Annotated in this window: 12 protein-coding genes; 2 read left to right on the top strand and 10 right to left on the bottom strand. The window is 34.5% G+C overall.

All coding sequences use genetic code 11. The features are described 5' to 3' along the window. Window positions 1-28: 28 nt before the first annotated feature. The 5 genes from OB_RS03200 to OB_RS03180 all read right to left on the bottom strand — a co-directional run bounded on the left by OB_RS03200 (window position 29) and on the right by OB_RS03180 (window position 4,639). Window positions 29-1,420: a sensor histidine kinase gene (locus OB_RS03200; protein WP_011064999.1), complete on the bottom strand. Its 1,392-nt coding sequence runs from the start codon at window positions 1,418-1,420 to the stop codon at window positions 29-31. Beyond that, complete coding sequence (locus tag OB_RS03195; protein ID WP_011064998.1) at window positions 1,417-2,106, bottom strand: response regulator transcription factor; 690 nt, start codon at window positions 2,104-2,106, stop codon at window positions 1,417-1,419. The genes OB_RS03200 and OB_RS03195 overlap by 4 nt, the downstream gene beginning before the upstream one ends. 124 nt (window positions 2,107-2,230) lie before the next feature. Beyond that, complete coding sequence (locus OB_RS03190) at window positions 2,231-2,551, bottom strand: thioredoxin family protein (RefSeq protein ID WP_011064997.1); 321 nt, start codon at window positions 2,549-2,551, stop codon at window positions 2,231-2,233. A gap of 19 nt (window positions 2,552-2,570) precedes the next feature. Beyond that, window positions 2,571-3,386: a DUF368 domain-containing protein gene (locus tag OB_RS03185; RefSeq protein ID WP_011064996.1), complete on the bottom strand. Its 816-nt coding sequence runs from the start codon at window positions 3,384-3,386 to the stop codon at window positions 2,571-2,573. An 83-nt stretch (window positions 3,387-3,469) separates the two neighbouring features. Beyond that, window positions 3,470-4,639 (bottom strand): CapA family protein, encoded by a 1,170-nt coding sequence (locus tag OB_RS03180; protein ID WP_011064995.1) that lies wholly within the window; start codon window positions 4,637-4,639, stop codon window positions 3,470-3,472. 209 nt (window positions 4,640-4,848) lie between these two features. On the opposite strand from OB_RS03180, the gene OB_RS03175 reads away from it, so the two are divergent. Together OB_RS03175 and OB_RS03165 are read left to right on the top strand one after the other, a co-directional pair. After that, entirely contained in the window at window positions 4,849-5,040 is a 192-nt protein-coding gene (locus OB_RS03175) for a hypothetical protein (RefSeq protein ID WP_011064994.1), read from the top strand. 371 nt (window positions 5,041-5,411) lie between these two features. Further along, a complete protein-coding gene (locus OB_RS03165; protein WP_011064993.1) occupies window positions 5,412-6,272 on the top strand; it encodes a dimethylarginine dimethylaminohydrolase family protein in 861 nt (286 codons plus the stop codon). An 89-nt stretch (window positions 6,273-6,361) separates the two neighbouring features. On the opposite strand, the gene OB_RS03160 is transcribed toward OB_RS03165, so the two are convergent. From OB_RS03160 to OB_RS03140, 5 genes are all read right to left on the bottom strand, one after another. Beyond that, the gene (locus tag OB_RS03160) at window positions 6,362-7,156 is read right to left on the bottom strand and encodes a PAS domain-containing protein (protein ID WP_011064992.1); all 795 of its coding nucleotides are present in this window, start codon (window positions 7,154-7,156) and stop codon (window positions 6,362-6,364) included. Between the two features lie 76 nt (window positions 7,157-7,232). Then, a complete protein-coding gene (locus tag OB_RS03155; protein ID WP_011064991.1) occupies window positions 7,233-8,297 on the bottom strand; it encodes a PQQ-dependent sugar dehydrogenase in 1,065 nt (354 codons plus the stop codon). A 196-nt stretch (window positions 8,298-8,493) separates the two neighbouring features. Further along, window positions 8,494-10,317 carry a translational GTPase TypA gene (gene typA / locus OB_RS03150; protein ID WP_011064990.1) on the bottom strand — a complete coding sequence of 608 codons (1,824 nt, stop codon included), beginning with the start codon at window positions 10,315-10,317 and terminating at the stop codon, window positions 8,494-8,496. Between the two features lie 233 nt (window positions 10,318-10,550). Continuing rightward, the gene (locus tag OB_RS03145) at window positions 10,551-11,933 is read right to left on the bottom strand and encodes a sensor histidine kinase (RefSeq protein ID WP_011064989.1); all 1,383 of its coding nucleotides are present in this window, start codon (window positions 11,931-11,933) and stop codon (window positions 10,551-10,553) included. Between the two features lie 2 nt (window positions 11,934-11,935). Continuing rightward, window positions 11,936-12,619 (bottom strand): response regulator transcription factor, encoded by a 684-nt coding sequence (locus tag OB_RS03140; RefSeq protein ID WP_011064988.1) that lies wholly within the window; start codon window positions 12,617-12,619, stop codon window positions 11,936-11,938. Between the last annotated feature and the right edge of the window lie 138 nt (window positions 12,620-12,757).

Below are 12,757 nucleotides of genomic sequence, written 5' to 3'. Positions count from 1 at the left end.
GATTAGAATTTGATGAGAATCTGTTAGCTTATTGGTCCATGTTAGGAAGATGAATATGGAATATCGAGCCTTCACCTAGCTTGCTTTGGACAGTTATTTCTCCTTGATAGGTTTCCACTATAACCTTAGCAATTGCTAATCCAAGTCCCGTACCACCAGTTTCTCTGTTTCTTGCACGGTCTACTCGATAAAACCTTTCAAAAATATGTTGCTGATCCTGCTCCGCCAATCCTTCTCCAAAGTCTTGAACTGATACTATCATTTCATCGCTTTTTTGTTGTAAGCGGATATTTACTTCTTTCTCACTGTATTTTAGCGCATTGGTTAATAATATATAAATAACTTGTTTGATTTGATCAGGATTTCCTTGCCACATATACTTGGTTTTCTCATCCGTGAATAAAATAATCTCTCTTGGAGCATACGCTTTTTGGAATGTGTCCGCAACTTGTTGCAAGAGTTCTTTCATATCCACTGTTTCAACAACTTGTTCCTGTTGATTCTTAGCTAATGCTAACATTTGCTCGACTAAATTCTGCATTCGGTCCGCTTCCGAATCGATGGCTTCCGTAGACTCTTGCAGCAATTCAGGATTACCTTCTCCACGTCGACTTAATAACTGTGCATAGCTTTTGATAATCTGAATAGGTGTTTTCAATTCATGGGATGCGTTTGATACAAAAATCTCCTGCTTCTCATAATTTTCTTTCAACGAATCGATCATTTCATTAAATGTTACTTCCATTTCATAGAGCTCATCTTTTGATCTGTTTTCAATATCTATTTTTTTCCAATCTCTTTTTGAAATATTTGTCTGCATCGTTTCTTTTAATTTTTGAATCGGGTTTAATAAAAAGCGACTTAAAAGAATGCTTGCAATAATAGTGGGAATTAATATAATCGCACTCGAGAAAAATAGCACATACCTTAAAATTTGCATCGTTTCACTCATATGAATTAAATGATCGGAGACTTGAATGGTTACAATTTCTCCATTTTGCCAAATAATTGGTTTCGACACCATAGCAACATCTGCTTGATCACTAGATATAACTTCTCTTCGTTCCGTTGTCGTATACTCTATAGGCACTTCAGTGTATTCTGGCTTCTTTTGATCTATTAGTTTGTTCTCATTCGCATCAATAACTCGAATCATTCCATTTGTTGGTAAATACGCCGTTAATAAATCTTTCATCTCTTCTAGAGAAACGGACGAATTTTCCCCAATTTTCTCCACCAACGTATCTGTATGAGTGGTTAATTGATCCAATTCTCCCTCTGAAGCTGATTGATAAAACAGGAAATAAATAGCGGTGTTTACAATTAATATTAAAATCAACATAAAAAAGGTTGAGAAGAAGATAATTTTTTTTCGTAATGTTATAGAAGAAAAAAAGTTAATTAGCTTTCGAAATATCATTGTTTATCTTCCTTAATTGTATAACCTACACCACGTACAGTTTGAATTATCGGTATCTCAAAGTTTTTATCTACTTTCTGGCGTAAATAACGAATATAAACATCTACCACATTTGTATCTCCAAAATAATCGTATCCCCATACCGATTCAATTAACTGTTCTCGAGTAAGAACAATATTTTTATTCTTTAGTAAACACACCAATAAATTAAATTCGCGAGGTGTTAATTCAATTTTTTCACCGTTACGCGTGACCTCATACGCATGTAAATCCACCTGTAGATCTGCTACTGATAAAGTCTGGTTATCATTCGCTGCCTGCACAACTTTTCGTAAATGCACACGTACACGAGCGAGTAACTCTTCTATTTGAAATGGTTTCGTTATGTAATCATTCGCACCTAAATCGAGACCACTTACTTTATCATGAACCTCATCACGAGCAGTTAATAAGATGATCGGCGTTTGATTTTCTGCTCTCCGAACACGTCTTAACACTTCTAATCCACTTAGCTGAGGAATCATAATATCTAGTAGTACAAGATCCCAGTTTTCTTGTTCAATTTTATTTAATGCATCTTTTCCATTACTAGCTACTTCAGATTCATAACCTTCGTATTCAAGCTCTAACTGTAATACTCTGCTAATTTTTTGTTCATCTTCCACAATTAATATACGTTCTGCCATGAATCATGCCCCTTCCTTCATTTAAATATAAATATAAATTAAGGCCATTTTCTCCTTAATTATAAACTAGGAATTATCAAAAAAGCGACCATTCTAGAAGAATGGTCGCTTTTTTAATGTAATTTTAATCTAATTGTTGATGTAAAAACTCCGACACAGATTCAGGTGATTTAGTATATGCACTATGTTGATGTGCAATTTTTTCACCATTTTTAAAGATCAGCATACTCGGAATACCCATTACTTCATATTTTTCTGCTAGTCCCTCAACTTCGTCACTATTTACTTCATACCAATCGTAATGGTTAAATTCTTCGATTACTCCATCGATAAACATATCCATACGTTTGCAGTCTGGACACCAATCAGCATAAAATTTAATAATTACCGGTTGCTCACTAGCAATAATTTCGTTAAACGATTCGACACTTTTAATTGCTTCCATTACTCAACGCTCCCATCTGTTATTGTTTATACTCAACTCGACCTAATATATACGCTACAAAGAGACCTAATCCGAATGTAATAACACTAATGATTAATCCTAATACCCCATCTGAAAAACCTGGATATACGACTACTACTGCTCCAATTACAAGTCCAATGATTACTGCATAAGTCGAAGTATAATGATTCCTTAAAAAGTAGGCAATAATTTTGCTCATGACAATAAAACCAATCGCAATCCCTAATCCTGTAACGATAATTATATCAAAGTATAAATTACTAATTGCTGATATAACCGTAGTATACACTCCGAGTAATAGCAACATAAACGATCCGCTGATACCAGGTATGATCATCGCACTACTGCCAATAAAACCTGATACAAATAACAATAAATATGTTGCCGGAGTCATATTCTCTATAGCTTGTCCCTCTGTAGGGTTGAAGAACGCCATAATACTAACAACGATAAATCCAATCACTAGATATACATAGTGTTTGGCTGTAAAGTCAGTTTTTGCATTAGCTTTGTGAAATAAGTACGGTAACACACCTAAAATTAATCCTAAAAAGAAAAACTGAGTTTGTTGTGGATGGTGTTCAAATAACCATTCAATTACACTAGCTAATAAAAATATTGCTGCTACTATTCCGATACCTAGAGGTATTAAAAAACCTAAATGCTTTTTCCAATCCTTACTAAATAAACCATTTAATGATTGGATTAATTGATCGTAAATGCCTAATAATACTGCAATCGTACCACCACTAATCCCTGGAACAACGTCGGTTGCTCCCATAGCTAAACCACGATATATATTTTTCCATTCCATAACAATATTTCTCCTCTTTAAACAACAATTGAACAAATCAATCATACCAAAATGAACGGAAACGATACAATAAAGATCTCCATTTATTCTTTTTCTAGAAATTCCACTTCGTTTATATATTGATTTATATGTTGTTTCGTTTCTTCATATTTTTGTTGAGCATTTTCTAATTGATCATCCCTAAGTTGATACATGGGGATCACCCTAAAGTTAGTGTAATTATTTTCAAAGTACACATATGTAGGTACAAACGTCGGAGAATGAACTTCTATATTTTCTTCTTCCCCTTTTACCCTCTTGGTTATGGAGAATCCAAATATCCCGCCAACACGTTGATTATACTTTTGTTGATTAGAAAGAAAATTACCTAGTGAATACGCAACTAGAGTCTGATAACCATCTTCCCCTTTCACCCAGTCGATTGGCTGCAGTACATGTGGATGATGTCCAATAATAACGTCTACTCCTAAATCTGCAGCAAACTTTGCTAAGTCTTTCTGTGATTGGTTAGGATAGTGCTCATACTCATTACCAAAATGAAGCGAAAGAACAACTATATCTGCTAATTTTTTTGCCTTTATAATTTCTTCTTTCATTTTTTTACGGTCTATTAAGTCGACTAAGTATTCTTTCCCTTGAGGAACTGGTATTCCATTTGTACCATATGTATAAGCTAATGATGCAATAGAAATGCCTTCTTCGGTTTCCAGTACTCTTATTTTCTCTTGATCCTCCTTGTTCTGATAAGCACCTTCATACAACATATCTATTGACTGCCAATGGCCAATTGCATTGGTTATAGCTTGTTCACCGCGATCTAGTGTATGATTATTGGCAATCGTTACAATGTCAACCCCATTTTCTTTGAGTGCATCTCCAACCTCAAATGGGCTATTAAATGACGGATAAGAAGATAATCCCATTTCTTCTCCACCTATCATCGTTTCCTGATTGGCTATCGTAACCGTAGAGGAATCAAGATAGGTTTTAACTTGCTTGAACATTGGATTAAAATCAAAACCATCACGCTCTCTTGCATCTTCATAAACTGGACTATGAATTAAAACATCTCCAACAGCAGATACCTTGATCTCTTGTTCTATAGTTGGAGCCGTTTTTTTCTGTAACAATGATGCATGCCCAGCATGAACATTATAACTTTTTTCAACAGTTTCAATATCAATAAAACTCATAAATAATAAGAAAAAAATAGTGATTATAGACACAGGAAAAAAGCGATATAATCTTTTCAAACGCAGCACTCCTTCACTAGTCTATATCATACCATTTTATCGATTAAAATTTATAACATTCGGCAAAATTCAGTTATATTTTTAATGATTAAAAAAACAAATAACATGTAGAAGATAGGTACATTTGGTATAATAAGATCATATAAAAACACATACTAAATTATAAACAATAATTATATAGGTTGCCTTACCTGGGGGAATGATCGATCATGAAAAGATATTATACGTTAATATTGATTTTGCTTAGTGCTGTGATTATCTATATCGGCTCAAAAGTTGAGGTTTATTGGAGTGGTATTGTAGCATGGGGCTTGGCATTAATATGTTTAATATTTGCAGCATACTATTCTAGATATATTCCAAATGAAAAAGAACAAGACAAGAAAAACGGAGAAGTTTAGAATAAAAAAATGGTATGTAAGACTATAAAAAATAAGCACAAAAAGCAGTACGATTAATTTTTGAGATGTACTGCTTTTTTAATTGATATAAAGTAAAACAATTTTCCCATTGTGGTTATATTTGTATAATGCAGGAAGTTTTATACAGAAAAAAATTGGGAAAAATAAAGCAGGCACTCAAGATTCTGGAACGAGAATGCAAACTAGGTACTGTAGAACATAACAGTCCTAAGCGTTGGAGCGTTAAGGTATTTTTTAAATATTTCAAATTACAAAAACTACATGAAATATGGATTTTTTTCAATAATTAAGCAATAATGTTTATAATGGTAATATAATAATTTTGATGTTTAAGTAATGGAGGATGAAGAATGAGGAACACAACAGCGATGGAACCAATCTCCAACGTATATTGTAAAAATGAATATGATTCTTTACACAAAGTCATCACAGTTCCCCCAAAACATATGAAAATTAAAGAGATTATAAATGAAACTCAATTACATTATGCAGACGATAATATCGATATTCAAAAAGCAATGACACAGCATCATGACTTTATAAATGCTTTGAAAAAAACGGGATCTGAAGTTATTCAACTTAAAGCAGACTCAAATTTAAATGAACAAGTTTTTACCAGAGATATAGGTTTTGTAATTGAAGATCAGTTTTTTGTTTCACAGATGCAACGTGAAATAAGAGAAAAAGAGAGTGTTGTTTTACAGAACTGGTTAAGCACAGAAGGTATTCCATTTACTCCTATTAAAACAGCTTCCATAGAAGGTGGAGACGTTATCGTAGATGGTAAAGATATTTGGGTAGGTCAAAGTAAAAGAACCTTGAAACCAGCTATTAGTGAGCTAACTTCTCATTTACCAAATAATGAGGTACATGCCGTACCTTTGCGAGATGACATTTTACATTTAGATTGTATTTTCAATGTACTAGAAGATGGATATGCACTAATCTATAAAGATGGAATGGATAGCCAATCTTACCAAACGATGAAGCAAAAGTATACATTGATTGAGGTAACGGAAGAAGAACAATTTCATATGGCACCAAATGTTCTTTCCATAGGTAACGGTAAAATAATTAGCCTTCCTGAAAATAATCGAGTGAATAAAGAACTCGCTCGAGCAGGGTTTGATATCATGGAAGTAGATTTCTCTGAAATTATTAAGTCCGGCGGTTCATTCCGTTGTTGTACACTGCCGATTTTCCGAGGATAATTGGAGTATGGTAAATACAAACACGATTGTTCCCTATGAAAATAAAAAACCGAATGAAGTCTTGTGGATTCCATTCGGTTTCTCTTCTATTAGTTAATTTCTGGTTCTTTTTGCTTTATATATTCAACTGCCATTTTTACATCTTTGAACGTTCGCATGCCTTGCCAAGTATCTTGAATAGTTAATGTCTTCATTGCCATATCTGGACGAATGCCTGCCACCAGTAAGTCTTTTCCCATCATAGACACAAATTGATGTATTTTCAAAAATCGAGAAACCGTATATGTATCCATTTCGAATAATCCTGATAAATCAATAATTAAATAATGTTGATCTGAATTCTCCAAATAGTCCGATAGAGAGGTTATTAATGCTTCTATTCTAGTGTCATTCATCGTTCCAATCAATGGAAGAATCGATACATCTTTCATAATCGGAACAATCGGTGTAGAGATTTTTTCAATTTCTTTTAAGCTCTTTTCATACAGTAATTCATTTTGTTTTTCATTCGTAATATCTTTTTGAACTCCCACAAAGAAATATTTTCCTTCTTGTTCATCCCACATATGATCAATGGATAATTCATTCCAAAAACCGGTTCCATCCTTCTTGTAATTATATATTTGAATGGTAATTGGTTCTTTATTCTGTATTGCATCACGAAGTTGTTTAATACTAATATTATCCGTATCTTTGCCCTGTAAGAATCTACAGTTCTTCCCAATTATTTCGTGTTCTTCATAACCAGTTAGTTCTAAAAATCCTTTATTAGCAATAACTATTGGATTATCCTCGATAGAAGGATCAGTAACGATTATTCCTACGCGTGTATAATTTAAAGCTTTTTCTAGTAAATGCATTCTTTTTCTACTATCAAGTTCCAATTTTCTTCCCCCTTGTTTAATTTCTTACTACATTATAGTGTATTTACTTCTAGGTTACGAATCATTGAATTCTAACTTATTCTTCCAATGGAATCCATAGTAACTGATCGTCATTATCAGATGGATTACCTCTACCGTCTGTATTATTTGTAATTATATATAAACCATTATTCCCATATTTAACATCACGGATTCTTCCTTTATTCTCTAAAATTGTTTCTACTTCACTATCAGCAGGATTAAACCTCTTGACACTTTCTCCTCTTAATGTAGCAAAATATAATGCACCATTGGCATATTCCATTCCTGATGGAGCCCATGTATCCTCTCCAGAATGAATCATAGGGCTTACCATATCATCCATTGTTTCATCGCCTTCAATGATAGGCCATCCATAATTATTTCCAGGTTCTATTAGATTAATTTCATCTAAGGCACTATTACCATGCTCTGTAGCGTATAATTCTCCCTTTTCATTCCAAGCTAGCCCTTGCGGATTGCGATGTCCATAGCTGTACACATAGGAATTCTCAAATGGATTATTATCTGGTATGGAACCATCGGGATTCATACGTAACACTTTTCCAGCCAAGCTATCGAGGTTTTGTGCTAATTCAGGTTGTGAAGCGTCACCAACAGTAATATATAAAAGATTATCCGGTCCGTACTTTATTCTCCCACCATGATGATAGGTACCACCAGGGATCCCATCTAACAATACTTCTTCTTCCACCCAGGTGTCCTCTTGTTCTGAGATCGTTGTAATTCGTTGAAAGTTACCATTATTTGTGTGGTAGGAATAATAAATATACGCTCGATTAGAAGATGAGAAATCATCTGGGAAAGCGATACCTAAAAGACCTGATTCTGGTTCACCTGCTAAATCATCTATAAATTCAACTGGTTTTCTTGTTAACTCACCATCCTCTAATACCTCAACTATGTTACCAGGACGTTCTGTTAAATATATCGTTTCACCTACTAGTTCGATAGCCCAAGGAGTTTGTAATTGAGAAGCAATTACTTGTTGCTCATTACTCGGAGTTGTGACATCTGAAGAATTTTCTGATGATGGATCGGATTGTTCCGTACATCCTGTCATAAATAAAAGGCAAAATAATAGACCGTATATAATACGCATTGTATCCTCCTCAAAAGGTAAGATTTCTATCAGTGAGGTGCATCGATGACAAAAAAACTACTACTAAATTGTTTACCCACTTTAAACTATAAAAAAACCTCTTATTTCGATTTTCTTTCTATAAATTAAATTGACTACCTTATAAAAAAGCTGTAGAACTAGTTTAGTAACTAGTTCTACAGCTTTAAAAATATTATTATACTTTACGCTTTGCAGCTTTTTCTCTCTCATTTTTATTTAAGATTTTCTTTCTTAATCGAATGGATTCCGGTGTAACTTCACAAAATTCATCATCACTTAAATATTGAAGTGCTTCTTCTAAAGATAAAGTTCTGGACTTACGGATTGTTGTTGTTTGATCTTTCGTAGCTGAACGTACATTGGTTAAATGTTTTTCACGTGTAATATTAACCGTTAAGTCATTATCACGATTATGTTCTCCTACGATCATACCTGCATATACTTCTGTTCCTGGTGATACAAAAATCACACCACGATCTTCTAGATTCATTATACCGTAAGTTGATGCTTTCCCGTTTTCAAGTGCAACTAGTACCCCTTCACGACGTCCGCCGACTTGACCTTTAATAAGTGGTTCGTAAGCATCGAACGTGTGATTTAAAATACCGTATCCACGAGTTTGTGACATGAATTCAGTCGTATAACCTAATAATCCACGAGAAGGCACTTTAAATTCGATACGAACTTGACCGTTCCCTTGATTGACCATATCAATCATTTCACCTTTACGTTCACCTAGTGACTCCATAATTGCACCCGTGTATTCTTCTGGTACATCCACTTGTACACGTTCTACTGGTTCACATTTCACGCCATCAATTTCACGAATAATAACTTCCGGTTTGGATAATTGTAATTCATAACCTTCACGACGCATGTTTTCGATTAGGATTGATAGATGTAATTCTCCACGTCCAGATACTGTCCATACATCTGGCGAATCCGTTGGGTCTACACGCAAGCTTACATCTGTCTCTAATTGCTTCATCAAACGTTCTTCAATTTTACGAGAGGTAATGAACTTTCCTTCTTTACCTGCAAAAGGACTATTATTTACTAAGAATGTCATTTGCAATGTTGGTTCATCAATTCGCAACCAAGGTAGTGCTTCTGGTTGCTCTACTGGGCATACAGTCTCTCCCACATTTAAATCTTCCATTCCAGATAACGCAACGATATCACCGGCTATAGCTTCTTGGATTTCAATACGTTTTAACCCGGTAAAACCAAATAGCTTGGAAACGCGGAAGGATTTTTGCGATCCATCTTGTTTTAATACTACCACTTGCTGGCCAACTTTTATGCTTCCTCGAACAACTCGTCCCACTCCAATACGTCCAACATAGTCGTTATAATCAAGTAGTGTTACTTGGAATTGTAAAGGTTCTTCTTTTGTATCAATTGGCGCTGGAATATGCTCTAAAATCGTTTGGAATACAGGATCCATTGTTTCTTCTTGCTCTTCCGCTTCTAAACCAGAAGTTCCATTAATAGCTGATGCATATACTACCGGAAATTCTAATTGTTCATCATCGGCTCCTAATTCAATAAATAAATCAAGTACTTCATCAACAACCTCTTCTGGGCGTGCATTCGGGCGATCAATTTTATTAAGCACAACCATCGGTGTTAACTTTTGCTCCAATGCTTTCTTTAACACAAATCGTGTCTGTGGCATTGTACCTTCATATGCATCTACTACTAAGGCAACACCATCTACCATTTTCATGATACGTTCTACTTCTCCACCGAAGTCAGCGTGCCCAGGTGTATCTAATATATTTATCGTTGTATCTTTATATTTTACAGCTGTATTTTTAGCTAATATTGTAATTCCACGTTCACGTTCTATATCTCCAGAGTCCATTGCACGTTCATCAACATGCTCATTGTCTCGGAAAGTACCAGAATATTTTAATAGCTGATCCACAAGCGTTGTTTTTCCGTGGTCAACGTGCGCAATAATTGCGATATTGCGAATATCATTTCTTAATTGCATAAATTTTACGCTCCTCTATCATCTTCAAAATGAATAACCAATTAATTATATCATACATTCAAATAAAGTGAAACTTCTTACAGTGGTGATTTTCGTTCTACCTATATTGGTTGGAGGGACCATCATAGCAAGACATAAAGGCCTTTGAATGAGATCGAACAATTATGAGCTGCTAATCCTCAAATTTTCATTTCCTCCATCTTAATGCATAGGTATTTTTGCAAAAATCCAGACTACTTTGGAAGTTGCTTTGGTTTTTGTCTATTATGATTTGTTGACTGATATTTCGGCAATTGAATCGTAAATTTCGCTCCGCCAATTTCAGAATTGGATACAGATATATTACCACCTGCTTGTTCGATAATTGCACGAGCTATTGCAAGACCAAGGCCTGTCTCGCCATCCTTTCCTTTTACAAACCGATGGAAAATATGCTCTGCATCTTCTTCTGTAATACCGCTTCCGTCGTCTTCTACATCAATCATTACCTTATGATCCTTGGTATAAACTTGAATATTTACCGTCGATTTAGAATGACGAATTCCATTGAAAACTATATTAAGTAGAGCACGAAGTAATTTCTCTTCGTCAGCAAATAGGATAACCCCGTTCTCCACTTGATGGTTTAATTCTATCCCTTCTTCATTGACTATAGGATGTGCTCGATCAACTACTTGATGTATAAATTGATCTGCTTCAAGTGGAAAAGGTGAATATTCTGCAGGATCTGTATCTAATTTTGCTAGCAGAATCATTTCATTGATAATCCCTTTCAAACGATTAACCTCCGTAACCATTACCTCTAATCCTTTTTCTGTATCTTTTTCATCAAAAATCCCATCTCTTATACCTTCAGCATACCCTTGTATCGTCATTAATGGTGTTTTTAACTCATGACTGGCATTTTGGAAGAAAGTTTGTTGTGATTTCATATATTGCTCCAATGTTTGAGCCATTTCATATACACTTTGCTCTACTTCTTTAATTTCACCAGTTGCCTTCACCCTGCTCATCCGATCAAACTGACGATTTTCTACCTTTTTTAGCTCCGTTTTTAATTGAGACAATGGTGTCACTAACTTATTTGTCATAAAATAACTAAGTATAACAGCAGCTACCGCCCCAACAAGAAATACCAAGAGAAGTCGAACAAAGAAATTTTGTTGGACTACTTGTAAATCATGCATCGGAGTCAACAAGATAAGTTCCAATCCAGTTTGCTCCGGAGAGAAAATGATACGTGACGTGACAAAGCGATCACTACCATATTGCCATAAAAACTCATCATTATTCGCAAAATTATTTTGTTGAAAAAATTCATTTACGACCGAAATATTCATTGTCGAAAACAATACGGTATCTAAATTTCGATCATATAAAAATAGTTGTAAGTCCTGTTCTTGTAAGAAATCATTTATATTTTGATAATTATTTACATCGTTATTATATTGTTCATTAAGAAAACTAACCAATAGCTCCCCAGTTTCTGCTAGCTGTCTTTTTTCGTCTTGAATGAGTAAATCCAAAATCAACGAATAAATGATATAGCCCGCCGTGGTCATAATAACTAAAAGCAACGCTGTGAAAGCTGCGTTCAATTGCGACTGAAGCTTCATTGTTATTCCTCATCTTTTCTTAAGCGATATCCAAAACCCCATACGGTTTCTAGTGGGATATTGCCCATTTTTTTACGAATTCGTTTAATTAAATCATCAACTGCTCTATCACTACCAAAATAATCATTACCCCAAATTTTCATAAGCAGTTCTTCTCTTGAGAATGCTCTGTTTGGGTTTTCTGCAAGCAGTAGCAGCATATCGTACTCTTTTGTTGTTGTTTCAAATTCTTCTCCTTCAAAAAATACGCGACGTTCATTTTTATAAACTAGCAGCTGATCAACTTTTACACGGTCCTCTTCTATTTCATCTTGGCGGTGTGAGGTTGAACGTTTAAATAATCTCTTCACTCTAGCTATTAATTCTCTAGGGCTAAACGGCTTTGTTAAATAATCATCTCCACCTAATTCAAGCCCAAGTATTTTGTCAATTTCTTCATCTTTTGCAGAAATAATGATAATCGGAACATCACTTTCATTTCGAATTTTTTTGCAAAATTCATACCCGTCCATTCCCGGTAACATTATATCTAATATCCACATATCAGGTGGGTTGTTCTCCCAAAGTTTCCAACCATCTTCCGCATTATCTAAAATTGTAGTTTGGTATCCTTCCTTTTTTAAATACGCGGAAACGATATTCTGAATGTTTGTATCATCTTCAACTAGACCAATATGAACTGTCATTGACCTTCACCTTTTCCTTTTATAGTTATATATATTCTTACATAATTCATTTGAAAATTACAATCGAAGTTATCATTACACATTTTTTCCACATTTGTACCAAATGATTACCTTTCAAACCACCTATAATAAAGGTAT

This window comes from Oceanobacillus iheyensis HTE831 (genome assembly GCF_000011245.1).
In the GTDB taxonomy this organism is placed as follows: Bacteria; Bacillota; Bacilli; order Bacillales; family Amphibacillaceae; genus Oceanobacillus; species Oceanobacillus iheyensis.
Note: the sequence above shows the minus strand (reverse complement) of the source record. Positions and strands in the feature narration are given on the sequence as shown.

What these genes read in the sequence shown, in the direction of transcription:
- OB_RS03200 (WP_011064999.1), bottom strand. Translation starts at nt 1,420, where the DNA reads ATGATATTTCGAAAGCTAATTAACTTTTTTTCTTCTATAACATTACGA.
- OB_RS03195 (WP_011064998.1), bottom strand. Translation starts at nt 2,106, where the DNA reads ATGGCAGAACGTATATTAATTGTGGAAGATGAACAAAAAATTAGCAGA.
- OB_RS03190 (WP_011064997.1), bottom strand. Translation starts at nt 2,551, where the DNA reads ATGGAAGCAATTAAAAGTGTCGAATCGTTTAACGAAATTATTGCTAGT.
- OB_RS03185 (WP_011064996.1), bottom strand. Translation starts at nt 3,386, where the DNA reads ATGGAATGGAAAAATATATATCGTGGTTTAGCTATGGGAGCAACCGAC.
- OB_RS03175 (WP_011064994.1), top strand. Translation starts at nt 4,849, where the DNA reads ATGAAAAGATATTATACGTTAATATTGATTTTGCTTAGTGCTGTGATT.
- OB_RS03165 (WP_011064993.1), top strand. Translation starts at nt 5,412, where the DNA reads ATGAGGAACACAACAGCGATGGAACCAATCTCCAACGTATATTGTAAA.
- OB_RS03155 (WP_011064991.1), bottom strand. Translation starts at nt 8,297, where the DNA reads ATGCGTATTATATACGGTCTATTATTTTGCCTTTTATTTATGACAGGA.
- typA (WP_011064990.1), bottom strand. Translation starts at nt 10,317, where the DNA reads ATGCAATTAAGAAATGATATTCGCAATATCGCAATTATTGCGCACGTT.
- OB_RS03145 (WP_011064989.1), bottom strand. Translation starts at nt 11,933, where the DNA reads ATGAAGCTTCAGTCGCAATTGAACGCAGCTTTCACAGCGTTGCTTTTA.
- OB_RS03140 (WP_011064988.1), bottom strand. Translation starts at nt 12,619, where the DNA reads ATGACAGTTCATATTGGTCTAGTTGAAGATGATACAAACATTCAGAAT.